Genomic DNA, 26,107 nt, shown 5'->3' on the forward strand with positions numbered 1-26,107 from the left:
AAAGGCGGGGCTTACGCTCCGCCTATCATTTAATGACCAAGTAGCCAGGACGCCGTATGCAGCGCCCACTTAGCCAATCACATCAATCCCAGCTCAGCACCACTTTCCCCGACTGCCCGGAACGCATGGCGTCAAAGCCCTGCTGGAACTCATCAATCGAGAAACGATGGGTGATGATCGGCGTCAGATCCAGACCGGATTGGATCAGTGCCGCCATCTTGTACCAGGTTTCGAACATTTCGCGGCCGTAGATCCCTTTGATAAACAGCCCCTTGAAGATCACCTGAGTCCAGTCAATCGACATATCTGAAGGTGGGATCCCCAGCATCGCAATACGGCCGCCGTGGTTCATGGCATTGAGCAACGAACGGAACGCCGGTGGCGCGCCGGACATCTCCAGGCCCACGTCAAACCCTTCGGTCATGCCCAACTCGGCCATCACGTCCGTCAGGTTTTCTTTGCTGACGTTTACCGCACGGGTCACGCCCATCTTGCGCGCCAGCTCCAGGCGATATTCGTTCACGTCGGTGATCACCACGTGGCGTGCGCCAACGTGTTTACATACCGCCGCGGCCATAATGCCGATTGGGCCTGCGCCAGATACCAGCACGTCTTCCCCAACCAGGTCGAAGGAGAGCGCGGTATGCACGGCGTTGCCAAACGGGTCGAAGATCGAGGCCAGCTCGTCCGAGATATTGTCCGGGATTTTGAAGGCGTTAAACGCCGGGATCACCAGATATTCGGCAAAAGAACCTGGGCGGTTTACGCCCACGCCGGTGGTGTTGCGGCACAGATGCGTACGGCCACCGCGGCAGTTACGGCAGTGGCCACAGGTGATGTGCCCTTCGCCAGAAACGCGATCGCCGATGCTGAAACCTTTGACTTCCTGGCCGATGGCGACCACTTCACCCACATATTCGTGGCCCACGACCATCGGTACCGGAATGGTTTTCTGCGACCATTCGTCCCAGTTATAGATATGCACATCAGTACCGCAGATAGCGGTTTTGCGGATCTTAATCATGACATCGTTGTGGCCCAGCTCAGGCTGAGGCACATCGGTCATCCAAATACCTTCTTCCGCTTTCAGTTTTGCTAATGCTTTCATCGAATTACCTTATGCAATAACGCCAAGCGTCTTACCGATGCGGATAAACGCCTCAACGGCACGTTCAATCTGCTCCGGTGAGTGATCGGCTGACATCTGGGTGCGGATACGTGCATGACCTTTTGGCACCACCGGATAGAAGAAACCAGTAACGTAGATGCCTTCCTTAAGCAGTGCGTTGGCGAAATCCTGCGCCAGTTTTGCTTCACCCAACATCACCGGGATGATGGCGTGATCGGCCCCGGCAAGCGTAAAGCCCGCTGCGGTCATTTTTTCGCGGAACAGGCTGGCATTGGCCCAAAGGCGATCGCGCAGGGCGTCCCCGTCTTCGAGCAGTTCCAACACCTTGATCGACGCTGCCACAATGGCCGGCGCCAGCGAGTTGGAGAACAGATAAGGGCGTGAACGCTGGCGCAGCCACTCCACCACCTCTTTCTTGCCAGCGGTATAGCCGCCGGAAGCGCCGCCCAGCGCCTTACCCAAGGTGCCGGTGATGATATCGACGCGGTCCATCACTTCGCAGTATTCGTGCGTCCCACGCCCGTTGGCGCCGACAAACCCCACCGCATGGGAATCATCAACCATCACCAGCGCATCGTATTGGTCCGCCAGATCGCACACGCCCTTCAGGTTGGCGATCACGCCGTCCATGGAGAACACCCCGTCGGTGGCGATCATGATGTGGCGCGCCCCGTCCGCCTTGGCCTGCTTCAGTTGCTCGGCCAGTTCACTCATGTCGTTATTGGCATAGCGATAGCGCTTGGCCTTGCACAGGCGCACGCCGTCGATGATCGAGGCATGGTTCAGCGCGTCGGAAATAATGGCGTCTTCCGGGCCCAGCAGGGTTTCAAACAGGCCACCATTGGCGTCAAAACAAGAGGAGTAGAGGATCGCATCTTCCATTCCCAGGAAATCGGCCAACTTTTGTTCCAGTTGCTTATGGCTATCCTGTGTACCACAGATAAAACGCACTGACGCCATGCCGAAGCCATGGCTATCCATCCCGGCCTTTGCCGCCGCGATCAGCGCCGGATGGTTAGCCAGCCCGAGATAGTTATTGGCGCAGAAGTTGATCACCTGGCGACCATCAGCCACCGAGATATCGGCCTGTTGGGCAGAAGTGATAATGTGCTCTTGTTTAAACAGCCCTTCGGCGCGAGTGGTAGCAAGCTGCTGTTCCAGCTGCTGGTAAAAAGACGCAGACATTCGGTCATCTCCAGGATAGGGGCATTTTCGGCATATTTTACTGCGTTGCCGGCAAACTGACGACATTCCGCCGCAGAGAATCTGAAAATTGCAGCAGATATCACGGCAAACCGGCGCATAGTGTAACGGCACGGGATATTAAGAGCCGTACCGATGTTCCCAATGGCATGAAATGCTATTATAGGCAGCATATAGGGTGGGGCATTGTGCACCACCGGGAAGAACACAGGGGTAAACCCAATGATTATCGTCACTGGCGGCGCTGGCATGATTGGCAGCAACATCATCAAGGCACTGAATGAAAACGGATATCGCGATATCCTGGTGGTGGATAACCTGAAAGATGGCACCAAATTCGTTAACCTGGTCGACCTTGATATCGCTGACTATGTCGATAAAGAAGACTTTATCGCCAGCATCATGGCCGGTGACGATCTGGGTGACATTGACGCCATTTTCCATGAGGGTGCCTGTTCCTCTACCACCGAGTGGGATGGCAAATACATGATGGATAACAACTATCAGTATTCCAAAGACATCCTGCACTACTGCCTGGATCGTCAGATCCCGTTCCTGTATGCCTCTTCCGCTGCCACCTACGGCGGCCGCACCGATAACTTTATCGAAGAGCGTCAGTTTGAGCAGCCGCTGAACGTTTACGGTTACTCCAAATTCCTGTTCGACCAATACGTGCGCGAGATCCTGCCAGAAGCGGATTCGCAGGTGTGTGGCTTCCGTTACTTCAACGTTTACGGCCCGCGTGAAGGCCATAAAGGCAGCATGGCCAGCGTCGCGTTCCACCTGAACAACCAGATCAACCGTGGCGAAAATCCAAAACTGTTCGCCGGCAGCGAAAACTTCAAGCGTGACTTTATCTACGTCGGCGACGTGGCGGCGGTCAACCTGTGGTTCTGGAAGAACGGCGTATCCGGCATCTTCAACTGCGGTACCGGCCGTGCGGAAACCTTCCAGGCGGTGGCCGATGCGGTAGTGGAATACCATCAGTCCGGTGCCGTGGAATACATTGAATTCCCGGAAAAGCTGAAAGGCCGCTACCAGGCTTACACCCAGGCCGATCAAACCAAGCTGCGCGCTGCCGGTTATGACGCACCGTTCAAAACCGTGGCTGAAGGCGTGAAAGAATACATGGCCTGGTTGAATCGTCCCGCTTAAGCGCTGAAGGAAGTTACTCACGGTATGAAAATACTGGTCATTGGCCCTTCGTGGGTTGGCGATATGATGATGTCGCAAAGTCTCTACCGCACCCTGAAGGCCGAGCACCCGTCGGCAGAAATCGATGTGATGGCACCTGCCTGGTGCCGTCCCCTGCTGGCGCGGATGCCCGAAGTCAACCAGGCATTGGCAATGCCGCTGGGCCACGGTGCCCTGGCATTGGGCGAACGCCGCCGTCTTGGCCATGCGCTACGCGCCAATGGTTATGACCGTGCCTATGTGCTGCCCAACTCATTCAAGTCTGCCCTGGTGCCCTTCTTTGCCAACGTGCCGCAGCGTACCGGATGGCGCGGCGAGATGCGCTACGGCCTGCTCAACGATCTCCGCGTACTGGATAAAGCAGCATTCCCATTGATGGTGCAGCGCTATGTCGCACTGGCTTATGACAAGCAGCGGATACAGCGCGCCGAAGATCTGCCGCAGCCGATACTCTGGCCGCAGTTGCAGGTCAGTGACGAAGAGATTGCCGAAACCACGTCGGCGTTTAATCTCACCGATCACCGGCCCATTATCGGTTTTTGCCCAGGCGCCGAATTCGGCCCAGCCAAACGCTGGCCGCATTACCATTACGCCACGCTGGCACAGATGTTGATCGACGCAGGCTATCAAATCGCCCTGTTTGGCTCAGCCAAAGACCACGAGGCCGGTGAGCAGATCCGTGACGCATTGGCAGAAAAGTCTCGCGATTTCTGCTTCAACCTGGCCGGGGAAACCCAGCTCGAACAGGCAGTGATCCTGTTGGCCTCCTGCCGGGCCGTGGTCAGTAACGATTCCGGCCTGATGCACGTTGCAGCAGCGTTGAATAAACCTCTGATAGCCTTGTACGGGCCAAGCAGCCCAGACTTCACCCCGCCGCTGTCCCATCAGGCCAAGGTGATCCGCCTGATCAGTGGTTATCACAAGGTACGCAAAGGCGATGCCGACCAGGGCTATCACCAGAGCCTGATCGACATCCAGCCACAGCAGGTGTTAGACACGCTGACGCCGTTATTAGCCGCCAGCGAGGAATAATCATGCAGGTGCTGATCGTAAAGACCTCTTCGATGGGGGATGTGCTCCATACGCTGCCGGCCTTGACCGACGCGATGCACGCCATCCCCGGTATCCGCTTCGATTGGGTAGTGGAAGAGGGGTTCAGCCAGATCCCTACCTGGCATCCGGCAGTGGATCGCGTGATCCCAGTGGCCATCCGCCGCTGGCGTAAAAATTGGTTCGGCAGTGAAACACGCCAACAGCGCTGCGATTTCAAGCGCCAGGTGCAGGAGCGCGACTATGACATCGTGATCGATGCACAGGGCCTGATCAAGAGCGCGGCGTTGGTGACGCGCATCGCGCACGGCAGCAAACACGGCCTGGACTGCAAAAGCGTCCGCGAGCCTTTTGCCAGCTGGTTCTATAATCATCGCCATGAGATCGACAAGCAGCAGCATGCGGTGGAACGCATTCGCGAGCTGTTCGCCAAGAGCCTGGGGTATGCAAAGCCGCAGAGCACGGGTGATTACGCCATTGCCGCTCGTTTTCTAAGCCAACCACCCGCCGATGCCGGGCAATATCTGGTGTTCCTGCATGCCACTACGCGGGATGAAAAACACTGGCCGGAGGAAAACTGGCGCGAACTGATCGCGCTGATCGCTCCGAGCGGCATAAACATCAAGCTACCTTGGGGGGCTGAGCACGAACGCCAACGCGCTTTACGGCTGGCAGAAGGGTTTGAACACGTTGAAGTGTTACCCAAGCTCAGTCTGCAACAGGTTGCCGAAGTGCTGGCTGGGGCAAAAGCCGTGGTGTCGGTCGATACCGGATTAAGCCACCTGACCGCCGCGCTGGATCGCCCGAATATCACCCTGTTCGGCCCGACCGATCCGGGGCTGATTGGGGGTTATGGGCAGAATCAGCACTCACTGATTTCGCCGGAAAAAAGCATGGCCACCCTCACCGCCGACGCCGTTTGGACAGAACTGCAAAAGGTTATTGCATGAAAAAGCTGCATATTATCAATTTAGGCAAGATGGGTGGGGTTGAGCGCCTGTTCCTGCAGTATATCAATGATACCCACGACGGCAGTAATCAGGTGATTTGCGTCAGCAGCGAAGTTGGCGAAGAGATCCGCCAACAGATGCCGAACCAGCAGGTCACCTTTGCCAACCGGCTGTTCAATTCGCTCCCTCTGCGTTGCCCACAGTTCCTGCGCAAATACCTGCTGCAAAGAAAAATCGAGCGGGCAAACGCCGACGTCATTATCGTGTGGGATCTGATCCCAGGGCTGGCGGCCAAGCCCAAGCGTGGCAAACTGGTCTATTATGATCATGGTTGCTCATGGCGCTACGCCAAAAACCACAAGACCTTGCGCTTCTTCGCCATGCTGGACGGCGTGATTTCTGCCTCCCATGCCTCAAAACGGGTGATGGAGCTGCGCTTTAATCTGCCTTGCCCGAATCCGGTGGTGATCAACCGCATCAAAACGCCTACCGGGATCGATGAAACGCCAAAATCATTGGCACAGCCGATCAGGATTGGGACTGCCTCGCGCCTGGTGAGCCTGAAAGGCATCAGCGTTTCTCTGCTGATGATGCAGGAGCTACTGCGCCGTGGGCACGACGTTTATCTGGAAATTGCGGGCAAAGGCCCGGATTGGACAGCGTTTGAAGCCCTGGCAGCCAAGCTGCAGCTCGGTGAGCGGGTGGTTTTCAGCGGCTTTCAGGATAACGTGGCAGATTTTTTCAACCGCACACAAATCTATATGAGCACGCCGATCACCGAACCCTTCGGCTTATCCTGCATGGAGTCGCTCTATTTTGGCGTACCGGTGATTTTCCCCATGGTAGACGGCCAGCCGGAAGCGGTGAAAGACGGCTACTGCGGCATTGGCTTGACGCCGGCGGTATCCATTGAAGAGCACCAGCGGTTAACCGGCATCAAGGTCGATTTCCCACACGAGGTTTACGATCCCCTCTCCGACAGCCTGGTCACACCGAAGCTGTTGTCGCATATCGATTGTGCGGATGCGGTAGAGAAACTGCTGGTGGCAGAAACCTACCACCAGATGAGCCAGAATGCCCGGCACTACCCCGCTCAACATTTCAGCTATGCTCTGTTCAAAACAGAATTCGACGACACGCTGCAATCCTTTATTGCTTAACCGTAATGTGAGCCGGAAACCTTACTCCATGTTTAAAGAAACAGCCCCGCACCCGATTTTCAGCTACCTGATCTATCTGGGATGCGCCATTGCCTTTTGTACCATCCCTTTTGGCTTCGACACGGGGCGTAACCTGTTTTATGTCTCCAGCTATATTTCCTTTATTGCCGTTTGTCTGCACTTAAGGTACTTCCTGAAAAACAAAAGAAACCTGATCCTGCCGCTGCTGTTTTTCTGCGTAGGCATGGGGACGATTTTCTGGATGAACCATTTCAAGCAGCCCGGCGAATACATCAATATTTACCGCTCGTATATGTCGACCGGTAAGCTGCAGATTGCCACAGCGTTTATTTTGTTGATCGCACTGAACGAGCGTCTTTGCATGCAACGTGCCTTCATTGTCGTAGCTCTGGTCTGTGGTTTGGCCGTCAATGGCTATGCGCTTTATCAGGGCCTGCAGTTAGATATCTCGCGCGTGGAGCTTAACTTCGACCGGGCTACCGTCGTTGCCTACCTGATGACCGCCATCAGCCTGGTCATGATGAAGGCGATACTGATGCTGCGGACCAAGTATCGCATCCCGCTGTACGTGGTTGGCTTCCTGCTCACCTTCTCCACTCTCATCCTAACAGGGACGCGGGCGGCCATACTGGTGTACCCCGTTGCCATCTGCCTGTCGCTGTTGGCAACCAAAGACCTGGTGACCCGCAAGCATAAGATCCAACTGGTCGCCTCGGTGCCTTTATTGCTATTGGCCTGCGGTTTCGCCTTTAAGTCACAGATAGAACAGCGTGTTGCCGATTTCAAAACCAATCTGCAGATGATCGACCAGCCCGAAGTGGATAACTCGATTATTTCCCGCCTGACGATGCAGGTCATCGCCATACGCACCGGCTCGCTTGCGCCAATGGGACAATCTGCCGAACAGCGTGGGGAAGAGATCCGCGCCATCGTTGCGCAGGAGCGGCGGTTGTACGGGGTAACGCCTTACATCAACGTGCATCTGCATAACGAACTGCTGGAAACCTATTCGCTCAAAGGCCTTTGGGGAAGTTTGTTGTTACTGGCGCTGTACATCGGCCTATTCATCTCCTCATTTAAGCCGTATCGCAATGCGCTGTTGCTGGGGGTGACCTTCAGCCTGTTTGTCTACGGGCTTAGCGACGTTATCTTCTTCAGTACCGAAGGCACGGCAGTCTTCTGCCTGGCCATCATCGCCAGCGTACTGTCGGTGAAAAAGCGTCAGGAACCGTCGGTATGAGTTCGTCACCGCTGCTGCTCAGCTTTATTGTGCCGGTATACAACAATGAAGACTTTGTCATCGCCAGCCTGAGCTCGTTATACGATCAGATCCGTGATGATATTGAAGTGGTGATTATCGATGATGGCTCAAGCGATGCGTCTGCGGCCCTGGTGAGCCAATTCCTGGCGGCAAGACAGCACCCACATAGCAAATTCATTACTCAGGCAAACGGCGGCGTTGCCCACGCCCGTAATGTCGGTTTGCAACACGTCAGTGGACGCTACGTCGCATTTCTGGACGGCGATGACCTGCTGAGCAGCGACTATCTGGCGATCCTGCGCCCGCTGTTACTCAAAGGCAGAGATGACCTGATTGATTTCAACTATCAGAAATTCTCTGGAAACCCGCCAGCAGTGCCCGCCAATAGCGAGATACGCTACCGTAGCTACGATTTCGAACAACACGGCCTGGCCAGTCTGAAGCCGCTGTTTGAACACTCAATGTGGCACGTCTGGAGCCGGGTTTACCGGCGTACGCTGCTGGCTGGGGAAACGTTCGAAAACGGCCGCCGCTATGAAGACGTTATCTTCACGCCGTTCCAATATTTCAAAACCCGCCACATCGCGCATCTCGACCACCCGCTCTACTTATATCGGGATAATGACCGTGGGATCACCCGCAACATCCGGGCGAAAGATAGTGAAGATATGCTGTTTGCCATGCAGAAGATGCTGCGCTTCGTGGACGCTCATCGCGGTGATGAGCCACTGCGGCAGCTGGCTGCCCTGATGCTCGCCAACGCTTTCTCGGAGTTAAAGGCCATGTCGAAGGCGGTCTACGGCTATTATCGCTACCCACCGGAAACCCTGGCGATCCTGCGCCAAACGGCGGCCCTGTGTAGCAACAGCGACGTTCCGCACAAGAAAGTCCGCCAGATGCGCTTCGCGCGCGTGGATAGCTGCCTGTCTAAAATCCGTCGCTGGCTGAAGAAGAAACGCACCGGGTAACCGATGCGTTTTTTTCTCAAGGGTTCAGTGGTACGTGAGCCACGATCTCATCAAAAACCCGCTGCGGTTGTATGACACCCACCGGGCCTTCCGCTTCCAATGGCATGGTGTAGCCCGTGCGTGACTGATGAATGATACGGTGCAGTTGGTGATCCTGGATCGGCCCGGTTGAGCGCGGGTCAGCGGTGACAAACAGGCTGATGGTCTTGGTTTTCAGGGCCACCGCCAGATGAAGCGGCCCGGTATCTCCGGTCACCAGCACATCCAGGCTGCTGATCAGCGTCAGCGCTCCTTGCAGCCCGGTCTTGCCGATCTGGTTGTCAACGCAGGCCTGGGTATTGGCATTGATCAGCCGCTGGAACTGCTGGGCTTTTCCTTCTTCCATCGGCGCACCAATCAGCACGAAGCGCATGTTGTCATAGCGAGCAACCAGCATATCCGCCAGTTTGGCAAAGTGCCCCACCGGCCAGCAGCGTGATTCTGTTGAAGCACCTAGCTGGAAACCAATGGTGCAGAAATCAGGATTTTTACTGCCTGGCGTATAAGGGGCTGGGATTTCCATGGTCGGATCGTCGCTGCGGCAACCCAGAATAGAAACCAACTCCAGCTTACGGCGGATAAAGTGGCCGTAATAATGGAATACGTAGTTGGTCAACCAAGGCTCCAGCCCGCAGATCCCCGAACTGTAGTTATCCCGGATGACATATTTGGCCCCGGCCATAATGGCGCTGATAATGTCATAAGGCAGATGTGAATGCATGATCAGCGCCAAATCAGGCTGATGCTCACGCAACGATTTCAACAGCGGCCCCAGGGTCTTTATTTTGCTATTCCAGTAGACTACGCGATCGTAATAGCGGCCGTTTTCTACCAGTTCCCTATTCTTTTCATGTACCACCAGCGTGATATGCGCTGCCGGGTAGCGTTCGCGCATCGCTCTTAACACCGGGGTATTGAACATGAAATCCCCCAGTGCCGTCGTGGAATAAATCACGATATTCTCGAACTGGAGACGGCTGTCGAAAGTCGCTGGCGGCTGGAAACGGCCGTGCTTTGCCGTATAGCGCCGCAAGAACCAGTCAGCGGCCTTGATTTTCCATTTTTTTGACATGTTAATTCACTTTCAGTTGATAGTATTCAGCCAAGGTCATGCCAACCGTGCGCTGTTGCAACCAGGCAAACAGCTGCTCCAAATCGCGATATAACGCGTCAATATCCTGCTCGGTCTTGAACGTCGGGCTGCCTCCCGGCATAAACTCGGAGGAGTGCAGCATAAATTCGACGTAATCGTGCCCCTGTGCCAGAGAGCGTTCGACCACCAGCTTCATCTTGTCCAGATTGTTACCAGAGGGACGCAGCCAATGCACCGACGGCGAACGCTTTTTACCCCGCAGGCGGTCATAGCCCTGTTTCACCGCATTCATCAGCGCCGAATGTTTATACTGAATGCTCATGGGCACTTCCAACAGCGTGGAATGACCGGGTTGGGCGATATTGGCCGGATCGATAAAATAGGCCTGCGAGGGGAAATGACGATAGTCGGTCCCGCCGTTGCCCTGCGGATTGCCGAGCGAATACTGCCAGTTAACTCGCGGAGTGACAGAACAATCGACCTGATAGCCGTATTTCAGCAGCAATGAGGCATAAAACTCATTAAACGCCCAGCGCCCGGCACGGTGGCTGAGCATCTTGGTCTGGAAGGTATCTTCCAGCAGCTTGGTCATATGATCGACCTTGGCACGAATTTGATCGGCCGGGTATTCGATCAGATAGGGTTTATGCCGCCAGTCATCATCGGTGAGCGGCGTCAACGGTGGGCTGTTCCAGGCGTGCAGATGCATGCCCACTTCGCCGGTGCCGCGTGCTATCACGTCGCGGGCAAATTCAACGTACTGGGTATCGACCGCCATTTCATAGTTGGTCAGATAAACCGGCTTGCAGGCATATTTTTCACACAGCGCCTGAAAGCGCGGCAAAAAACGCGTGTTCTCGGTCGAAATGCGATCGTGGTTTTGCCACAGATTATCGCCTTCGGTATCAATCGTGATAAGAAACGCCGGTTTAGTCATACATTGGGAACCTGATAGTCACAGATTTACATTATGTTACGCAGCCCCATTCCTCAGGGCAAACGACTTTATCGCCTCGTTTGGACAACATTGAGCCGTAATTGTCACTCTATGCCACTATTTTTTTCTGTGCAGGCAAGAAAACCGAGCAACAGTAGCCACATGCAATCGGGTCATTTAGAATCAAAGATTGGTTTCCCTGAAAGCGACTGACTATGAACGACGCGCCAGCCCCTGTTTCTGCCACGCCCATACAGCGTATTCTGATCGTCAAGCTGCGCCATCATGGCGATATGCTGCTGACCACTCCGGTCATCAATACGCTGAGGCAGAACTATCCCGATGCTCAAATCGACATCCTGCTGTACAAAGAAACGCAGGAGATGTTGGCGAGCAACCCGGCGCTGTCGCAAATCTTTGTCATCGATCGCCAGTGGAAAAAACAGGGCACCAAGGCACACTTGGGTCACGAACTGCATCTGATCCGTCAGTTGCAGGCACAACGCTACGATCTGGTGGTCAACCTGGCCGACCAGTGGCGCAGCGCGTTGATTACTCGCCTCACCGGTGCCCGCATTCGTCTGGGATTCGATTTCCCCAAACGCCGTGGCTTCCTGTGGCGTTACTGCCACACTCAGTTGGTGCCGGTAGCCGGGCACGAGCATCTGCATACCGTTGAACAAAATCTCTCGCTGCTGCAACCGCTGGGTTTACCTGAGCAAAACCAGCAGGTCACCATGAGCTACAGCCCACAAGATTGGCAGGCCAGCCACCAGCTTTTGCAACAAAATGGCGTCACCGGCAGCTATATCGTGGTACAACCCACGTCGCGCTGGTTCTTTAAATGCTGGAGCGAAGAAAAAATGGCGGCCACCATCAGCGCATTGCAGGCCGAAGGGCACCAGTTGGTGATCACCTCAGGGCCGGATGCCAAAGAGCAGGACATGGTGGCGCAAATACTGAAACAGTGCCCACAACAAGGGGTGGTTTCTCTGGCCGGGCAGTTGACCCTGCGTCAGCTGGCGGCGTTGATCGACCATGCCAAACTGTTTATCGGGGTAGATTCAGTCCCCATGCATATGGCGGCGGCATTACAAACGCCCTGCGTGGCGCTGTTCGGGCCATCCAAGCTGGTATTTTGGCGCCCCTGGCAGGTTATCGGCCAGGTGATTTGGGCCGGGGACTACGGCAGCCTGCCGGACCCGGATGCCATCAATACCGGCACCGATGAGCGCTACCTGGACCTTATTCCTACAGACGTGGTGATTGCAGCCGCGCGGAGCACGCTTGCATGAAAGCATTTCGCCTGGCGATTGTCCGCCAAAAATACCGCCCGGATGGCGGGGCAGAACGATTCGTTTCCCGTGCCCTGGAGGCGCTGGAACAACAAGATCTGGATCTGAACGTCATCACCCGCGAATGGCAGGGGGACGTTAACCCTAACTGGCACATCCACCTGTGCAACCCGATGAAGTTCGGGCGCATCAGCCGCGAACGCGGTTTTGCCGAAGCGGCTAGAGCCCTGTGGCAGAAAGAGAGCTTCGATCTGGTGCAAAGCCATGAACGCATCCCCGGCTGTGATATCTATCGCGCCGGTGACGGCGTCCATCGCCGCTGGCTGCTGCAACGGGCACGCCTGCTGCCGGAGTGGCGGCGCAAATGGCTGTTCTCCAACCGCTATCACCGCTATGTGATGTGTGCCGAACGCGCCATGTATGCCGCGCCAGAGCTGAAAGCGGTGATCTGCAACGCCGAGATGATCAAACGGGAAATCATCGCCGATTTCGGCGTGCCGGCCGATAAAATCACGGTGATCTACAATGCCATCGACAATCAGAAATTTTTACCGGCGAATGAGCAACAGCGGCAGCAGTTGCGGGCGCAGTATCAGATCCCGCAACAGGCGCACTGTCTGATCTTTGTCGGTTCAGGCTTCGAACGTAAAGGGTTGGCAGCCGCAATTCGCGCCGTAGCCGCCACCGACAGCTACCTATTGGTGGTGGGTAAAGATAAAGCAGAAAAACGTTACCGCTCACTGGCACAAAAGCTGGGTTGTGGTGACCGGGTGCGCTTCATGGGCGTGCAGAAACAGACGCTGCCGTTCTATCAGGCCGCCGATGCCCTGTTGCTGCCAACGTTGTACGATCCGTTCCCCAACGTGATTTTGGAAGCCATGTCATGCGGGCTGCCGGTGATCACCAGCACCACCTGCGGTGGCGCTGAGTTCATCACTCCTGGGCATAACGGCTTTGTCTGTGATGCATTGGACGTCAGCGCCCTCACCGATGCTATCGTTGCACTGCCACGGCAAGCCTTGGGATCGAGCATGGGAGAGGCGGCGCGGTTGCGTATCATGTCGGCCACGCCAGCACACCTCTCAGAACAGCTCATATCGTTGTATAACCGACTGCTGGACTAACTTATGCGTATTCTGATGATTATCGACGGCCTGCCGGGCGGCGGAGCAGAAAAGGTGGTACTGACCCTGTGCCAGGGCATGCAGCAGTTGGGGCATGATGTCAGCCTGATCTCATTGCGGGACGTCTGCAACTACCCGATCCCCACCGGCATTAATTATCAGGTGCTCAGCGACAACTGCCGATCGCCTTGGCGTAAGCTGACCGAGCTGGCACGCCGCGCCGCGATGTTGGATCGCGCGGTTGCCGCCAATGAGCATCAGCACGGCCGTTACGACCTGGTGTTCTCCAACCTGCACAAGACCGATCGTATCGTCAGCCATAGCAAAGTGCTGGACAGCACCCGGCTGTGGTTCTGCATTCACGGCATTCTGTCCACCTCCTACCTCGGTCACCGTACCGGCCTCGATCGCTGGCTGAAAAGCCGCAAGGTCGCGGGCGTCTACCAGCGGCAGAATATCGTTGCCGTCTCGCAGGCGGTGGGCAACGATCTCCAGCAAAATCTGGGGATTGCTCCTAACCGGCTGGCGGTGATCAACAACCCGTTCGATATCGCCGCCATCGAACAGCAGGCGGCAGAGCCTTGTGAACTGGCAGGCAAAGACTATCTGGTGCACGTGGGCCGTTTTCATCCACATAAACGCCACGACCGCTTGCTGAAAGCCTACGCACTGTCTGGTATCCAGGCCCCTTTGGCGCTGGTGGGCGCCGGTAATGAAGCGCAAATCAACGAGACCAAACGCCTTGCCGCAGAGTTAAACATTAGCGATCGCGTGCTGTTCCTCGGTTTTCAGGCCAATCCCTATCCCCTGATCAAACACGCCGCGATGCTGGTGCTCAGTTCAGACAGTGAGGGGTTCGGTAACGTGCTGGTTGAAGCCTTGCTGTGCGACACGCCGGTCGTCAGCACCCGTTGCCCTGGCGGGCCTGAGGAAATTCTGGAAAAAGCGGGGTTAACCCGTGCGCTAGCGGAATTAAATGAAGCCTCACTGGCGGAGAAAATGGCAGAGATTTATGCTCATCCACCGGTCATTAATCACCAGCAGCTGCTGAGCTATGGCCTGGAGCCTATTTGCCAACAGTATCTGGCGTTAAAAAAATAACTCCAGGCAGGTTTACCCTGCCTGGTTGTTAATTAATTCAAGGCCTGTATTTCTTGCCACACCTCATCGACGGTAACATCGACGCAATCACCCGACTCGGTTTGCAGGATCCGATATTGTCCGCTCCACGGATGCCAAGACTCTTTATCCGTATCGCCAAAGAAGACCACCATGCTTTTATTCAGTGCCGCGGCCAAATGCATCTGGCCACCGTCGCTGCACAGCACCCGGTCGCATAGCTCGAAACCGGCCAACAGTTCGCGTACCGATGCTGTTGGGTAGAGCGCTACCCTTTCGTTCTGGCAGCCAGCCAACAGCTGCTCCGCCCGCTTTTGATCGCCGATATCATCAGGCGTCAGCGTTCCCTGTGGTGACCAGAAGATCAGCACGCCAGTGGTAGGATCGGCAATCAGGCGGTTGATGATTTCGGCGTAGCGCTCAATAGGCCAGCGCCGTTTCGGACTGCGGCTGCTGATATGCACGGCAAATACCCGCTCAACCGGGGGCAGCAGACTGTGTAAACGTTGCTGCGCTTGCTGCTGTTCTTCCGCAGTGAGGAAGACCTTCACCGGAGGAATGGCAATGGAGCGATCGGTGATGGCAGAGAGGTAGCTGAAGGTGTGCTCCACCTGATGCTTGCCGTGAAAATCCGCCGCGCGGAAAGGGTGATGAATTTCACTGGTGCCAAGATCTGCACCGATAATATTTTTAACCCCGGCCATTTTTGCCAGGCGCAGGCTATATTTGCACGGCACCGGGTTAGCCAGAATAGCCGCATCAAACTTAATTTTTCTCAGCTGCAAAAATATCATCAGCCGTTCAAAATAGACCCCAAGGGTGGTCTCATTCTTGGCCTTGTGTTTGGCCTTCTTATAAACAAACACCTTGGTGAGATGCGGGTTATTTTTCACCACATCCTGACTGACTTTATTGATAAGCAGATAGAGGTTGGCGTCAGGGTAAGCGGTTTTCACCCCTTCAATCAACGGGGTGGTACAGACAAGATCGCCAATATTGTCGCGGCGGATAATTAAAATATTCTTCATTACAAACCTATCGGCGACATCTCTCGCCTGTTGTCCCAACCTGACACCGAGCCACCAAGTTAGCGCCTTTCCCTTCCGGTTATGGTACTATTCTGGATAACCCATATAAATGAAATTGATAGAATGCTGCTCCGTTTATATCAGGTACTACTCTACCTTATCCAACCCCTGATCTGGCTCCGCTTACTGCTGCGCAGCCGCAAAGCACCAGCCTACCGTAAACGCTGGGCGGAACGCTATGGTTTCTGCGCCGGGAAAGTAGTATCGGGCGGCATTATGCTGCATTCCGTTTCTGTTGGCGAAACCCTGGCGGCGATCCCTCTGGTTCGCGCCCTGCGCCATCGTTACCCTTACCTGCCGATTACTGTGACCACAATGACGCCAACGGGTTCCGAACGGGTGCAATCCGCTTTCGGTAAAGATGTGCATCATGTCTACCTGCCTTACGATCTGCCGGGTTCGATGCGCCGTTTCCTCGACCAGGTGGATCCCAAGCTGGTGATCATCATGGAAACCGAGCTGTGGCCCAACCTGATTAACGCCCTGCACCAGCGCCAAATCCCGCTGGTGATTGCCAACGCGCGCCTTTCCGCCCGTTCGGCGGCTGGCTACAAGAAAATCGGCGGTTTTATCCGTGATATCCTGCGCCGCATTACCCTGATCGCTGCGCAAAATCAGGAAGACGGCGAGCGCTTTATCGAACTGGGCCTGAAGCGTTCACAGCTGACCGTCACCGGCAGCCTGAAGTTCGATATCTCCGTAACGCCAGAGCTGGCGGCCAGAGCCGTTACGCTACGCCGCCAATGGGCACCACGCCGCCCGGTGTGGATCGCTACCAGCACTCACGAAGGTGAAGAAACCATTCTGCTGGAAGCCCACCACCGGTTGCTGAAAAAGCACCCCGACCTATTACTTATCCTGGTGCCACGCCACCCGGAGCGCTTCCCAACCGCCAAAGAGCTGACGCAAAAAGCGGGCTTCAGTTACACCACCCGCAGCAGCGGCGAAATCCCTTCCGGCAGCACGCAGGTGGTGATTGGCGATACCATGGGCGAACTAATGCTGCTGTACGGCATTGCCGATCTGGCCTTCGTCGGTGGCAGCCTGGTTGAGCGTGGGGGGCATAACCCCCTGGAAGCGGCCGCCCATGCCATTCCGGTGCTGATGGGCCCACATACGTTCAACTTCAAAGATATCTGCGCCAAACTCTCCGAAGCGGGCGGGATGATCACCATCAGCGATGTCGATTCCTTGGTGAAAGAGATAGAAACGCTGCTGACCGATGAAGATTATCGCCGCTATTACGGCCGCCACGCGGTTGAAGTGCTGTATCAGAACCAGGGGGCGTTGCAGCGCCTGCTGCAGCTGTTGGAGCCACACCTGCCGCCACGGAGCCACTGAATGAGCCACCGTAACAGCCTGTCGGTAGTGATGATCGCCAAAAACGAAGTCGAGTTGCTGAGCGAATGCCTGCAATCGGTCGCCTGGGCTGATGAAATCATCGTGCTAGATTCCGGCAGTACCGACGGTTCCGTCGCTTTGGCGGAAAGTCTGGGGGCCAAGGTGTTTACCCATACCGACTGGCAAGGCTTCGGCAAGCAGCGGCAGAAGGCACAAAGCTACGCCACTCAGGATTACGTGCTGATGATCGACGCCGACGAACGCGTCACGCCAGAATTGCGCCACTCCATCGAGCAGGTATTAGCCAACGCCGACGATAGCGTCGTCTACAGCCTGGGCCGCCGTAACCTGTTTCTTGGCCGCTTTATGCGCCACAGCGGCTGGTATCCCGATCGGGTCAACCGGCTGTATGCCAATCAGCGCTATCGCTATAACGACGATCTGGTCCATGAATCCCTCAACACCGGCGGCGCAAAAGTCGTGCCGCTGCAAGGCGATCTGCTGCACCTGACCTGCCGTGACTTTTTTGCTTTCCAGCGCAAACAACTGCATTACGCCGAGCAGTGGGCAATCCAACGCCACCAGGCCGGTAAGCGCTGCGGTTATCTGTCGATCCTCACCCACACGCTGGGGGCGTTCTGCAAAACCTGGCTGCTGCGGGCCGGTTTCCTCGACGGCAAACAGGGCTTGCTGTTAGCCGTGGTCAACGCGCAATATACTTTCAATAAATATGCCGCACTGTGGGCATTGGGCCGCAACTATTCAGAGAAGTAAACCATGAGCAGCAAAGCCATCTACCCAGGTACCTTCGATCCAATGACCAACGGCCATTTGGACCTGGTCACCCGCGCCTCACTGATGTTTGATCACGTGATCCTGGCCATTGCCGCCAGTTCGAGCAAAAAACCGCTGTTTTCGCTGGAAGAACGCGTTGCCCTGGCCACGCAGGTGACCTCTCATCTGGATAACGTCGAGGTGCTGGGGTTCAGCGAGTTGATGGCGCACTTCGCCGCCCATCAGAACGCCAATATTCTGATACGCGGCCTGCGTGCGGTGTCCGACTTTGAATATGAATTGCAGCTGGCGAACATGAACCGCCATCTGATGCCAACGTTGGAAAGCGTGTTTCTGATGCCTTCCGAGCAGTGGTCATTTATCTCTTCTTCCTTGGTGAAGGAAGTGGCACGCCATGGCGGCGACATCGCACCGTTCTTGCCGGATGTCGTCACCAAAGCGCTGATGGAAAAGCTGGCCGCGCAGTAATCATCGCTGGCAGCGGCGGCAGAAGAAGGTGCTGCGCTGCCCATGTTTGGCGCTCTCGATCGGTGTGCCACAGGCGCGGCAAGGTTCACCTGCCCGGCCATAGACCTGCAGTTCCTGCGCGAAATACCCCGGCTTACCGTCCGACTGCAGGAAGTCACGCAGCGTCGTTCCCCCTTGTTCAATTGACCGCAGCAACACCGCCTTGATGGTTTCGGCCAACAGATCCGCCTGCGCCTTGGTCAAGGATCCCGCCTGACGATCTGGCAGGATCCCGGCGGTAAACAGCGATTCGCTGGCATAGATATTCCCCACGCCAACCACCAGCTTGTTATCCATCAACCAAGGCTTGATCAGCGTACGCTTATTACGGGACTTCTCGTACAGGTAGGCGCCATTGAACTCTTCACCCAGCGGTTCCGGGCCAAGATGAGCCAACACGTTGCTGGCGGCCAGATCTTCACACCATAGCCAGGCACCAAAGCGGCGCGGGTCGGTGTAGCGCAGAATAAAACCGTTGCTCATCACCAGATCGACGTGGTCATGCTTACCTGGCTCGATTTCCTCTGCCAGCATACGCAAGCTGCCAGACATCCCCAGATGCACGATAATCCAGCCGTGGTCCAACTCGATCAGCAGGTACTTGGCACGGCGCTGTACGCTGCGCACCGGCCGATCGCTCAGCGCCAGGATCTGCTCGGAGACCGGCCAACGCAAACGAGCGTTACGCACCACCGCATACTGGATGTTGTGGCCAACAAGATAAGGCTCGATACCACGGCGGCTGGTTTCGACTTCTGGTAATTCAGGCATGACTGGCTCCCTCTCCGTTTGCTACCCCTATAAAATGAAAAAACCCGGCCGAGGCCGGGTTTTCATTAATCCACTAAAATTATTTAATTTTAGCTTCTTTGTAGATCACGTGTTGACGGACAACTGGATCGAATTTCTTCAGTTCCAATTTTTCCGGCTTAGTACGCTTGTTCTTCGTGGTGGTATAGAAGTGACCAGTACCAGCAGAAGAAACCAGCTTGATCTTCTCGCGAACACCTTTAGCCATGATGCAGTTCCTTAATACTTCTCACCACGGGCACGCAGATCGGCCAAGACCGTCTCAATACCCTTCTTATCGATAACACGCATACCTTTAGCAGATACACGCAGAGTTACAAAGCGCTTCTCAGCCTCAACCCAAAAACGGTGTGAGTGCAGGTTAGGCAGAAAACGGCGTTTGGTCGCGTTCATTGCGTGGGAACGGTTGTTACCGCTCACCGGGCGCTTGCCAGTAACTTGGCAGACTCGTGACATGTCTTATTCTCCAAAAATCAAATCAGCTCGAGCTTCGTATAGGGTATGGCCGCCTCGTCAGGCTTTTAGAGCCCATCTCAGCAAACTTCATACTGAGGAGACTCTCGTCATCAGGTCAGAAACCTCACATCAGGTTGGAAACCTGCTGAGATAGGCTCTTAACGCCAAACCCAAGATTCTCAAAGGTGGCGTAGTATACGCTCTGAAGCGTAAGTGCTCAAGTCCCGAACAGCTAAAGATCCCTCAAGGATCGCGAAAAAGTTGCTTATAGCCATCCGCGCTCGGCAAAAGAGACGCATTCACCCCGGCCTATCACCAAATGATCGAGCACTCGGATCTCCAATAACCGGCAGGCATTAACCACTTGCTCGGTTATCAAACGGTCGGCGTGACTGGGTTCAGCCTTACCCGAAGGGTGATTATGCGCCAGAATGAGGGCTGCTGCATTAGCCTTCAACGCCGCACGCACAATTTCTCTTGGGTGGACAACGACGCTGTTGATGGTACCAGCAAACATCTCCTGATGGCGAATAACCCGGTGCTGATTGTCTAAAAACAACACTAAAAACACCTCTCGCTCGTGGTGAGCCAGCAAACTGTGCAGATAATGCTGGGTAATTTTCGGGTTCAGCAGCGCGTTTTCCAGCAAATGGGGGCCGGAAAACAGCCGGAAGGCCAATTCGGAAATTGCCTGCAGCTGCGCATAGGTGGCAATCCCCAACCCTTTCTGACTATGAAACTGTTCGTAGTCCGCCGAAACCAGGTGATACAGCGAACCAAAGTGCGCCAGCAACTGTTCGGCCCGCTGTGAGACGTGAACCCCAGGTAGCCCGGTTCGCAAGAAAATTGCCAACAGCTCCCTATCGGAGAGCGCCGCTGCGCCATCACGCATCAATTTTTCCCTGGGTGCCAAAGCCCCAGGCCATAACGACATATCCTGATTGCTCATTGCCACCTCCCTGCCTGCTACAGCAGCATGTCACGGGGAATTTCATCGTGCGACAGGTGATTGATAATATTGCGAAGTGTTACGAAAACCCGCATGTAACTGGCTGCATACACAGCAGAATCGCTCCACCTGGCAGCGGTTATGCTAAAATGTCCGCCTCTTTCGGATTTCAATCGGACAATCATGATGACGGGACTTTCCGGCAAACATATTGTGCTTGGCATCAGTGGCGGTATCGCCGCTTACAAATGCCCTGAGCTGGTGCGCCGCCTGCGCGACAGAGGCGCCGAGGTAAGAGTGGTGATGACCAGCGCTGCCAAAGCCTTCATTACCCCACTGACGCTGCAGGCCGTTTCCGGCTATCCGGTTTTCGACGATCTGCTGGATCCCGCAGCAGAAGCTGCCATGGGCCATATTGAATTGGGCAAATGGGCCGATCTGGTGATCCTGGCTCCGGCCACCGCCGATCTGCTGGCCCGCGTTGCCGCCGGCATGGCCAACGATCTGCTGACCACGGTCTGCCTGGCTACCGATGCTCCGATCGCGGCAGCACCGGCCATGAACCAACAGATGTATCGCGCAGCCGCCACTCAGGCCAATCTACAGACCCTACAAGGGCGTGGTGTGCTGCTGTGGGGGCCTGACAGCGGTAGCCAAGCCTGTGGTGATATCGGGCCTGGCCGCATGCTGGATCCGTTGGCGATAGTGGAACTGGCTAACGCTCATTTCTCTGCGCCGCAGGATCTGCAACATTTAAAGATTATGATCACCGCAGGCCCCACCCGTGAGGCACTGGATCCGGTGCGGTTCGTCAGCAACCACAGCTCCGGCAAGATGGGTTTTGCTATCGCCAAGGCCGCCGCCGCTCGCGGTGCGCAAGTCACGTTGGTCGCCGGGCCAGTCAGCCTGCCTACGCCGCCTTGGGTAACCCGTGTGGATGTCGTCAGCGCGCTGGAAATGCAGCAAGCGGTACAACAGCACGCCGCGCAGCAGAACATCTTTATCTCCTGCGCTGCCGTGGCGGATTACCGGGCAGAACAGATTGCCGATGAGAAAATCAAAAAGCAGGGTGATGAAATCATCCTCAAGATGATCAAGAATCCAGATATTGTCGCGGGCGTTGCCGCGATGAGCAAAAATCGTCCCTTTGTCGTCGGGTTTGCGGCTGAAACCCAGAATGTGGAAGAATATGCGCGACAAAAACTACTGCGTAAAAAACTGGATTTAATCTGCGCTAACGATGTATCGCTTGCAGAGCACGGTTTTAACAGTGATACCAATGCCCTGCATCTTTTTTGGCAGGATGGAGACAAGCGCCTGCCGCATAGCGACAAGGCACTCCTTGGCCAACGTTTACTAGACGAGATAGTCAGCCGTTATGATGAAAAAAATCGACGTTAAGATCCTTGACCCACGTATCGGTCAAGATTTCCCACTGCCGACCTATGCCACCCCAGGCTCTGCCGGGCTTGATCTGCGAGCTTGTCTGGGCAGCGCGGTTGAGCTGGCTCCGGGCGAAACCACTCTACTGCCTACCGGCCTGGCAATCCACATCGCCGATACCGGTCTTGCTGCAGTGATCCTGCCGCGCTCCGGTCTGGGCCATAAGCACGGCGTCGTGCTGGGTAACCTGGTTGGCCTGATCGATTCCGATTATCAGGGCCAACTGATGGTATCCGTATGGAACCGTGGCCAGAAATCCTTCACTATCGAGCCGGGTGAACGCATCGCACAGATGGTATTTGTGCCGGTAGTGCAAGCCGAGTTTAATCTGGTGGAAGAGTTCGATAGCAGCGAACGGGGTACCGGTGGTTTTGGCCACTCCGGTCGCCAATAGAACCTGCCCGTAACCGAATGATTTACAGGGATGGCGCCTGCAACCGCGCCGCTTGCAATGCGGCACGGTTGGTCTGGCAATTGAGAGTAACGCACGGAGAATAAGGGTCTGAAAGACCTGTTAGCCATTACACCGTACAACAGCGATCTTATAAGCCGCACAGAGTTTACTCTGCAACGGCCGGTGCGCGGGTTTTCGCAAATCTATACCCGAAGAGATTGAGGGGATAAGCCGTTTTAGCAAGGGTCTAATCAAACATGGCAGAAAAAGAAAATACCAAAAGGAATCGGCGTGAGGAGATATTGCAGGCGTTAGCCCAGATGCTGGAATCCAGCGACGGCAGCCAGCGCATTACCACAGCCAAGCTTGCCGCAAACGTTGGTGTCTCTGAGGCTGCCCTTTATCGGCATTTCCCCAGCAAGACGCGGATGTTTGATAGCCTGATCGAGTTTATTGAAGATAGCCTGATAACGCGCATCAACCTGATCTTGCAGGATGAAAAAGAGACGTTCAACCGCCTACGCCTGATTGTATTGTTGGTACTGGGGTTTGCAGAACGCAACCCAGGCCTTACCAGGATCATGACCGGCCACGCGCTGATGTTTGAGCAGGATCGCCTGCAGGGTAGGATCAACCAGCTGTTCGAGCGGATTGAAGCGCAACTGCGTCAGGTGTTGAAGGAACGTAAGCTACGGGAAGGAAAGGGCTTTATCGTCGATGAGACCTTGCTGGCCAGCCAGATCCTGGCTTTTTGTGAAGGGATGCTGTCGCGCTATATTCGCTCTGAATTCCGCTACCGCCCAACGCAGGATTTTGATGCACGCTGGCCGCTGTTAGCGGCGCAACTGCAGTAACAAGTATCGCCGGGTTCAACCCGGCGCTATTATTTTAAACCCCGTACTGCTCGCGATATGCCTTCACGGCCACCAGGCTTTCGGCCATTTCCGGCTGCTCTTCCAGGTAAGCAATCAACTCCTTGAGCGTAATAATCGAGATCACTTTGCAGTGATAATCACGCTCCACTTCCTGGATTGCAGAAATGTCGGCACGGCCACGTTCCTGACGATCGAGAGAAATCAGCACACCTGCCAGGCTGGCGTTATGGGCACTGATAATTTCCATCGATTCGCGGATGGCCGTCCCGGCGGTGATCACGTCATCTACCAGCATCACACGCCCCTGCAACGGGCTGCCTACCAGCGTACCGCCTTCACCATGTTCCTTGGCTTCCTTACGGTTGAAGCAATAAGGCACATCGAGATTGTGATGTTCTGCCAATGCCACTGCGGTGGTGGTCGCGATCGGGATACCTTTGTAGGCTGGGCCAAACAGCAGATCGAACTCGATGCCGGAATCCACCAGCGCTTCGGCATAAAAACGCCCTAACAGCGCCAGATCACGCCCGGTATTAAACAGGCCGGCATTGAAGAAATAGGGGCTGGTACGGCCGGATTTCAGGGTGAACTCGCCGAATTTCAATACCTGCTTGCGGAGCGCAAACTCGATAAACTGGCGCTGGTAGGCTTTCATTACTGCTTCTCCTAATTGGGTCGATAACTTTGGTTCTATTTTCCGGGCATAAAAAAGGCGACTGCTTGGTCGCCTTTAAAAATCAGTCTGCCAGCGCCGCTTTCTGCGCCTGGAAGATGGTTTCGATGCCCCCTCGGGCCAGCGCCAGTAGCGCCAATAGCTCATCGTGGCTGAACGGCTCACCCTCGGCGGTGCCTTGCACCTCGATCATGCGGCCATCTTCCATCATCACCACGTTCATATCGGTTTCTGCGGCGGAATCTTCCACATACTCCAGGTCGCACAGCGCTTCGCCGCCAACGATACCGACTGAAACCGCAGCCACCAGCCCTTTCATCGGGTTGGCTTTCAGTTTACCGGCGGCAACCAGCGCATTCAGCGCATCGGCCAGCGCCACACAGGCTCCGGAGATGGAAGCGGTACGGGTACCGCCATCGGCTTGCAGCACATCGCAGTCCAGAGTGATGGTGAACTCACCGAGCTTTTTCAGATCCACTGCGGCACGCAGTGAACGAGCGATCAGACGCTGGATCTCCAACGTACGGCCACCCTGCTTGCCTTTGGCCGCTTCGCGGGCATTACGGCTGTGGGTAGAACGCGGCAACATGCCGTATTCTGCGGTGATCCACCCTTGCCCTTGGCCTTTCAAGAAGCGCGGAACGCCCTCTTCTACCGTGGCGGTGCACAAAACTTTGGTATCGCCAAACTCAACCAGCACTGAACCTTCAGCGTGTTTCGTGTAGTGACGGGTCAGTGTCAGGGGGCGAACTTGTTGTGGTGCTCTGCCTGCAGGACGCATGGGCTCTCTCCGGCTTCTTATTAACGTTTGGCTGCGCATTATACGGGCTTCGTGACGTTATGCCTATCCTGCCCGCAGGTGCGACGCTATAATCGTTCCATCTTTTCCTATTTACGGGTACGCACAATGATCCGCAGCATGACCGCCTACGCCCGGCGTGAAATCAAGGGTGAATGGGGCAGCGCAGCTTGGGAGCTGCGTTCCGTTAACCAACGCTACTTAGAAACCTACATCCGTCTGCCTGAGCAGTTCCGTAGCCTCGAGCCAGTGATCCGCGAGCGTATCCGTGGCCGCCTGACGCGCGGCAAAGTGGAGTGCAACCTGCGCTTTGAGCTCGACCCAAGCGCGCAAAGCTCGATGATCCTGAACGAAAAACTGGCCAAGCAGCTGGTTGAAGCCGCTAACTGGGTCAAAATGCAGAGCGACGAAGGAGAAATCGATCCGATCGACGTCCTGCGCTGGCCGGGCGTGATGTCCGCTCAGGAACAGGATCTGGACCTCATCAGCAACGAGCTGATGCAGGCGCTGGAAGGCGCACTGGATGATTTCATCGTGGCACGCGAAAGCGAAGGCACCGCGCTGAAAGCCCTGATCGAGCAACGCCTCGACGGCGTGAGCGCCGAAGTGATCAAAGTCCGCGCCCAGATGCCTAATATCCTGCAATGGCAGCGCGAACGTTTGGTCAGCAAGCTGGAAGAAGCCCAGGTACAGCTGGAAAACACTCGCCTGGAGCAGGAACTGGTGCTGATGGCACAGCGTATCGACGTCGCCGAAGAGCTGGACCGCCTGGAAGCGCACGTCAAAGAGACGCACAACATCCTGAAGAAGAAAGAAGCCGTTGGCCGTCGCCTCGACTTTATGATGCAGGAATTCAATCGCGAATCGAATACGCTGGCGTCCAAGTCGATCAATGCCGAAGTGACTACCTCAGCTATCGAGCTGAAGGTGCTGATTGAGCAGATGCGCGAGCAAATTCAGAACATTGAGTAAGTATTCAGGAACTATCAAGAAAACCGCATAAAACCATGAGGCTCGCATAACAGCGGGCTTTTTTGTTGTTATTGACCCGTCCTGAATAGCGTTGATACGTTTTCGACTTAAATCCGGAGAACGTGATAATGGCGGAAAGGGTGAACGGGATACTGAAGACGGAGTTTTTGCTGTCACGCCCGGCAGATCTTGAGCAGGCAAGAAAGTTACACCTTGCTCAAACTAAGGCCGCATGTGAACTGACCCCAAGAAGTTGGACGGTTTAAAATTAAGCAACCATCAAAGCCTGCGTTCTGTACTCCACAGGGCTCAGGCCTTTGAGCTTCTGTTTGATGCGATGGTTATTGTAGTAATCTATGTACATGTCTATCTCTTCAGACAGCTGTTCCACACTCTCAAAGCGTTGTAAATAATACAGTTCAGCTTTCAGATGGCCAAAGAAGTTTTCCATTACCGCATTAT

At 55.4% G+C, this 26,107-nt stretch carries 28 protein-coding genes; 16 read left to right on the forward strand and 12 right to left on the reverse strand.

Annotation, left to right across the window (positions count from 1 at the left end):
- Window positions 1-82 precede the first annotated feature (82 nt).
- Window positions 83-1,108, reverse strand: a complete 1,026-nt coding sequence (gene tdh / locus ACMV5H_RS20350; RefSeq protein ID WP_021181859.1) for an L-threonine 3-dehydrogenase — start codon at window positions 1,106-1,108, stop codon at window positions 83-85.
- A gap of 9 nt (window positions 1,109-1,117) precedes the next feature.
- Window positions 1,118-2,314, reverse strand: coding sequence for a glycine C-acetyltransferase (locus tag ACMV5H_RS20355; RefSeq protein ID WP_414822349.1), 1,197 nt, complete (start codon window positions 2,312-2,314; stop codon window positions 1,118-1,120).
- Between the two features lie 240 nt (window positions 2,315-2,554).
- On the opposite strand from ACMV5H_RS20355, the gene rfaD reads away from it, so the two are divergent.
- From rfaD to ACMV5H_RS20385, 6 genes are read left to right on the forward strand one after another with little or no spacing between them, the layout of a single operon-like run.
- The gene (gene rfaD / locus ACMV5H_RS20360; RefSeq protein ID WP_021807264.1) at window positions 2,555-3,487 is read left to right on the forward strand and encodes an ADP-glyceromanno-heptose 6-epimerase; all 933 of its coding nucleotides are present in this window, start codon (window positions 2,555-2,557) and stop codon (window positions 3,485-3,487) included.
- A 24-nt stretch (window positions 3,488-3,511) separates the two neighbouring features.
- Window positions 3,512-4,558, forward strand: coding sequence for an ADP-heptose--LPS heptosyltransferase RfaF (rfaF, locus tag ACMV5H_RS20365; protein WP_115159603.1), 1,047 nt, complete (start codon window positions 3,512-3,514; stop codon window positions 4,556-4,558).
- A 2-nt stretch (window positions 4,559-4,560) separates the two neighbouring features.
- A complete protein-coding gene (gene rfaC / locus ACMV5H_RS20370; protein ID WP_021181855.1) occupies window positions 4,561-5,526 on the forward strand; it encodes a lipopolysaccharide heptosyltransferase RfaC in 966 nt (321 codons plus the stop codon).
- Window positions 5,523-6,686: a glycosyltransferase gene (locus tag ACMV5H_RS20375; RefSeq protein ID WP_414822350.1), complete on the forward strand. Its 1,164-nt coding sequence runs from the start codon at window positions 5,523-5,525 to the stop codon at window positions 6,684-6,686. Before rfaC ends, ACMV5H_RS20375 begins: the two co-directional genes overlap by 4 nt.
- Window positions 6,687-6,714: 28 nt before the next feature.
- Complete coding sequence (locus ACMV5H_RS20380; RefSeq protein WP_414822351.1) at window positions 6,715-7,947, forward strand: O-antigen ligase family protein; 1,233 nt, start codon at window positions 6,715-6,717, stop codon at window positions 7,945-7,947.
- Window positions 7,944-8,936 carry a glycosyltransferase gene (locus ACMV5H_RS20385; RefSeq protein WP_115159599.1) on the forward strand — a complete coding sequence of 331 codons (993 nt, stop codon included), beginning with the start codon at window positions 7,944-7,946 and terminating at the stop codon, window positions 8,934-8,936. Before ACMV5H_RS20380 ends, ACMV5H_RS20385 begins: the two co-directional genes overlap by 4 nt.
- Window positions 8,937-8,952: 16 nt before the next feature.
- On the opposite strand, the gene ACMV5H_RS20390 is transcribed toward ACMV5H_RS20385, so the two are convergent.
- Together ACMV5H_RS20390 and ACMV5H_RS20395 are read right to left on the reverse strand one after the other, a co-directional pair.
- Complete coding sequence (locus ACMV5H_RS20390) at window positions 8,953-10,047, reverse strand: glycosyltransferase family 9 protein (RefSeq protein ID WP_021181851.1); 1,095 nt, start codon at window positions 10,045-10,047, stop codon at window positions 8,953-8,955.
- Window position 10,048: 1 nt separating this feature from the next.
- Complete coding sequence (locus tag ACMV5H_RS20395; protein WP_414822352.1) at window positions 10,049-11,005, reverse strand: polysaccharide deacetylase family protein; 957 nt, start codon at window positions 11,003-11,005, stop codon at window positions 10,049-10,051.
- A 215-nt stretch (window positions 11,006-11,220) separates the two neighbouring features.
- Between ACMV5H_RS20395 and rfaQ the strand changes: the two genes are divergently transcribed.
- Genes rfaQ through ACMV5H_RS20410 form a run of 3 tightly spaced genes read left to right on the forward strand, consistent with a single transcriptional unit; the run spans window position 11,221 to window position 14,525 of the window.
- Window positions 11,221-12,300, forward strand: coding sequence for a putative lipopolysaccharide heptosyltransferase III (gene rfaQ / locus ACMV5H_RS20400; protein WP_024527877.1), 1,080 nt, complete (start codon window positions 11,221-11,223; stop codon window positions 12,298-12,300).
- The gene (locus ACMV5H_RS20405; protein WP_094981578.1) at window positions 12,297-13,424 is read left to right on the forward strand and encodes a glycosyltransferase family 4 protein; all 1,128 of its coding nucleotides are present in this window, start codon (window positions 12,297-12,299) and stop codon (window positions 13,422-13,424) included. The genes rfaQ and ACMV5H_RS20405 overlap by 4 nt, the downstream gene beginning before the upstream one ends.
- A gap of 3 nt (window positions 13,425-13,427) precedes the next feature.
- Complete coding sequence (locus ACMV5H_RS20410) at window positions 13,428-14,525, forward strand: glycosyltransferase (RefSeq protein WP_414822353.1); 1,098 nt, start codon at window positions 13,428-13,430, stop codon at window positions 14,523-14,525.
- Window positions 14,526-14,557: 32 nt separating this feature from the next.
- On the opposite strand, the gene ACMV5H_RS20415 is transcribed toward ACMV5H_RS20410, so the two are convergent.
- Window positions 14,558-15,571, reverse strand: coding sequence for a glycosyltransferase family 9 protein (locus tag ACMV5H_RS20415; RefSeq protein WP_021807274.1), 1,014 nt, complete (start codon window positions 15,569-15,571; stop codon window positions 14,558-14,560).
- A gap of 123 nt (window positions 15,572-15,694) precedes the next feature.
- On the opposite strand from ACMV5H_RS20415, the gene waaA reads away from it, so the two are divergent.
- The 3 genes from waaA to coaD are packed head-to-tail and all read left to right on the forward strand — an operon-like array spanning window position 15,695 to window position 18,235.
- Window positions 15,695-16,972: a lipid IV(A) 3-deoxy-D-manno-octulosonic acid transferase gene (gene waaA / locus ACMV5H_RS20420; protein ID WP_059199336.1), complete on the forward strand. Its 1,278-nt coding sequence runs from the start codon at window positions 15,695-15,697 to the stop codon at window positions 16,970-16,972.
- Window positions 16,973-17,746, forward strand: coding sequence for a glycosyltransferase family 2 protein (locus ACMV5H_RS20425; protein ID WP_115159595.1), 774 nt, complete (start codon window positions 16,973-16,975; stop codon window positions 17,744-17,746).
- Window positions 17,747-17,749: 3 nt separating this feature from the next.
- Window positions 17,750-18,235 (forward strand): pantetheine-phosphate adenylyltransferase, encoded by a 486-nt coding sequence (coaD, locus tag ACMV5H_RS20430; protein WP_021807277.1) that lies wholly within the window; start codon window positions 17,750-17,752, stop codon window positions 18,233-18,235.
- On the opposite strand, the gene mutM is transcribed toward coaD, so the two are convergent.
- The 4 genes from mutM to radC form a co-directional block, all read right to left on the reverse strand.
- Window positions 18,236-19,045 carry a bifunctional DNA-formamidopyrimidine glycosylase/DNA-(apurinic or apyrimidinic site) lyase gene (gene mutM, locus ACMV5H_RS20435; RefSeq protein ID WP_115159594.1) on the reverse strand — a complete coding sequence of 270 codons (810 nt, stop codon included), beginning with the start codon at window positions 19,043-19,045 and terminating at the stop codon, window positions 18,236-18,238.
- A gap of 79 nt (window positions 19,046-19,124) precedes the next feature.
- Complete coding sequence (rpmG, locus tag ACMV5H_RS20440) at window positions 19,125-19,292, reverse strand: 50S ribosomal protein L33 (RefSeq protein ID WP_004392084.1); 168 nt, start codon at window positions 19,290-19,292, stop codon at window positions 19,125-19,127.
- Window positions 19,293-19,303: 11 nt separating this feature from the next.
- Window positions 19,304-19,540: a 50S ribosomal protein L28 gene (rpmB, locus tag ACMV5H_RS20445; protein ID WP_004931195.1), complete on the reverse strand. Its 237-nt coding sequence runs from the start codon at window positions 19,538-19,540 to the stop codon at window positions 19,304-19,306.
- A gap of 265 nt (window positions 19,541-19,805) precedes the next feature.
- Entirely contained in the window at window positions 19,806-20,489 is a 684-nt protein-coding gene (gene radC / locus ACMV5H_RS20450) for a RadC family protein (RefSeq protein ID WP_037376444.1), read from the reverse strand.
- A gap of 183 nt (window positions 20,490-20,672) precedes the next feature.
- Here radC and coaBC point away from each other — a divergent pair, with 183 nt between their 5' ends.
- From coaBC to slmA, 3 genes are all read left to right on the forward strand, one after another.
- Entirely contained in the window at window positions 20,673-21,890 is a 1,218-nt protein-coding gene (coaBC, locus tag ACMV5H_RS20455) for a bifunctional phosphopantothenoylcysteine decarboxylase/phosphopantothenate--cysteine ligase CoaBC (protein ID WP_021807279.1), read from the forward strand.
- Window positions 21,868-22,326, forward strand: coding sequence for a dUTP diphosphatase (gene dut / locus ACMV5H_RS20460; RefSeq protein ID WP_414822354.1), 459 nt, complete (start codon window positions 21,868-21,870; stop codon window positions 22,324-22,326). The genes coaBC and dut overlap by 23 nt, the downstream gene beginning before the upstream one ends.
- A gap of 257 nt (window positions 22,327-22,583) precedes the next feature.
- On the forward strand, window positions 22,584-23,180 hold the full coding sequence (gene slmA, locus ACMV5H_RS20465) for a nucleoid occlusion factor SlmA (RefSeq protein WP_021181838.1): 597 nt from the start codon (window positions 22,584-22,586) through the stop codon (window positions 23,178-23,180).
- Window positions 23,181-23,214: 34 nt separating this feature from the next.
- Here the strand turns inward: slmA and pyrE are convergent, their stop codons facing one another.
- On the reverse strand, window positions 23,215-23,856 hold the full coding sequence (gene pyrE, locus ACMV5H_RS20470; RefSeq protein ID WP_059199331.1) for an orotate phosphoribosyltransferase: 642 nt from the start codon (window positions 23,854-23,856) through the stop codon (window positions 23,215-23,217).
- Window positions 23,857-23,938: 82 nt separating this feature from the next.
- The gene (rph, locus tag ACMV5H_RS20475; RefSeq protein WP_037376445.1) at window positions 23,939-24,655 is read right to left on the reverse strand and encodes a ribonuclease PH; all 717 of its coding nucleotides are present in this window, start codon (window positions 24,653-24,655) and stop codon (window positions 23,939-23,941) included.
- Between the two features lie 126 nt (window positions 24,656-24,781).
- Here rph and ACMV5H_RS20480 point away from each other — a divergent pair, with 126 nt between their 5' ends.
- Window positions 24,782-25,645, forward strand: coding sequence for a YicC/YloC family endoribonuclease (locus ACMV5H_RS20480; protein ID WP_021181835.1), 864 nt, complete (start codon window positions 24,782-24,784; stop codon window positions 25,643-25,645).
- Between the two features lie 268 nt (window positions 25,646-25,913).
- On the opposite strand, the gene ACMV5H_RS20485 is transcribed toward ACMV5H_RS20480, so the two are convergent.
- Window positions 25,914-26,107 (reverse strand): IS3 family transposase (locus ACMV5H_RS20485; RefSeq protein WP_414822271.1); only part of this gene is annotated, 194 nt, incomplete at its 5' end.

This window comes from Serratia sp. N21D137, from assembly GCF_047530005.1.
GTDB lineage: Bacteria > Pseudomonadota > Gammaproteobacteria > Enterobacterales > Enterobacteriaceae > Chania > Chania fonticola_B.

Bases quoted from the DNA above. Each gene is read 5' to 3' on its own strand.
- coaD (WP_021807277.1), top strand. From the start codon at position 17,750: ATGAGCAGCAAAGCCATCTACCCAGGTACCTTCGATCCAATGACCAAC.
- slmA (WP_021181838.1), top strand. From the start codon at position 22,584: ATGGCAGAAAAAGAAAATACCAAAAGGAATCGGCGTGAGGAGATATTG.
- radC (WP_037376444.1), bottom strand. From the start codon at position 20,489: ATGAGCAATCAGGATATGTCGTTATGGCCTGGGGCTTTGGCACCCAGG.
- rfaF (WP_115159603.1), top strand. From the start codon at position 3,512: ATGAAAATACTGGTCATTGGCCCTTCGTGGGTTGGCGATATGATGATG.
- ACMV5H_RS20390 (WP_021181851.1), bottom strand. From the start codon at position 10,047: ATGTCAAAAAAATGGAAAATCAAGGCCGCTGACTGGTTCTTGCGGCGC.
- mutM (WP_115159594.1), bottom strand. From the start codon at position 19,045: ATGCCTGAATTACCAGAAGTCGAAACCAGCCGCCGTGGTATCGAGCCT.
- ACMV5H_RS20375 (WP_414822350.1), top strand. From the start codon at position 5,523: ATGAAAAAGCTGCATATTATCAATTTAGGCAAGATGGGTGGGGTTGAG.
- rph (WP_037376445.1), bottom strand. From the start codon at position 24,655: ATGCGTCCTGCAGGCAGAGCACCACAACAAGTTCGCCCCCTGACACTG.
- rfaD (WP_021807264.1), top strand. From the start codon at position 2,555: ATGATTATCGTCACTGGCGGCGCTGGCATGATTGGCAGCAACATCATC.
- rfaC (WP_021181855.1), top strand. From the start codon at position 4,561: ATGCAGGTGCTGATCGTAAAGACCTCTTCGATGGGGGATGTGCTCCAT.
- tdh (WP_021181859.1), bottom strand. From the start codon at position 1,108: ATGAAAGCATTAGCAAAACTGAAAGCGGAAGAAGGTATTTGGATGACC.
- ACMV5H_RS20385 (WP_115159599.1), top strand. From the start codon at position 7,944: ATGAGTTCGTCACCGCTGCTGCTCAGCTTTATTGTGCCGGTATACAAC.
- ACMV5H_RS20395 (WP_414822352.1), bottom strand. From the start codon at position 11,005: ATGACTAAACCGGCGTTTCTTATCACGATTGATACCGAAGGCGATAAT.
- dut (WP_414822354.1), top strand. From the start codon at position 21,868: ATGATGAAAAAAATCGACGTTAAGATCCTTGACCCACGTATCGGTCAA.
- ACMV5H_RS20425 (WP_115159595.1), top strand. From the start codon at position 16,973: ATGAGCCACCGTAACAGCCTGTCGGTAGTGATGATCGCCAAAAACGAA.
- ACMV5H_RS20405 (WP_094981578.1), top strand. From the start codon at position 12,297: ATGAAAGCATTTCGCCTGGCGATTGTCCGCCAAAAATACCGCCCGGAT.
- ACMV5H_RS20355 (WP_414822349.1), bottom strand. From the start codon at position 2,314: ATGTCTGCGTCTTTTTACCAGCAGCTGGAACAGCAGCTTGCTACCACT.
- coaBC (WP_021807279.1), top strand. From the start codon at position 20,673: ATGATGACGGGACTTTCCGGCAAACATATTGTGCTTGGCATCAGTGGC.
- ACMV5H_RS20480 (WP_021181835.1), top strand. From the start codon at position 24,782: ATGATCCGCAGCATGACCGCCTACGCCCGGCGTGAAATCAAGGGTGAA.
- ACMV5H_RS20410 (WP_414822353.1), top strand. From the start codon at position 13,428: ATGCGTATTCTGATGATTATCGACGGCCTGCCGGGCGGCGGAGCAGAA.
- ACMV5H_RS20415 (WP_021807274.1), bottom strand. From the start codon at position 15,571: ATGAAGAATATTTTAATTATCCGCCGCGACAATATTGGCGATCTTGTC.
- pyrE (WP_059199331.1), bottom strand. From the start codon at position 23,856: ATGAAAGCCTACCAGCGCCAGTTTATCGAGTTTGCGCTCCGCAAGCAG.
- waaA (WP_059199336.1), top strand. From the start codon at position 15,695: ATGCTGCTCCGTTTATATCAGGTACTACTCTACCTTATCCAACCCCTG.
- ACMV5H_RS20380 (WP_414822351.1), top strand. From the start codon at position 6,715: ATGTTTAAAGAAACAGCCCCGCACCCGATTTTCAGCTACCTGATCTAT.
- rpmG (WP_004392084.1), bottom strand. From the start codon at position 19,292: ATGGCTAAAGGTGTTCGCGAGAAGATCAAGCTGGTTTCTTCTGCTGGT.
- rpmB (WP_004931195.1), bottom strand. From the start codon at position 19,540: ATGTCACGAGTCTGCCAAGTTACTGGCAAGCGCCCGGTGAGCGGTAAC.
- rfaQ (WP_024527877.1), top strand. From the start codon at position 11,221: ATGAACGACGCGCCAGCCCCTGTTTCTGCCACGCCCATACAGCGTATT.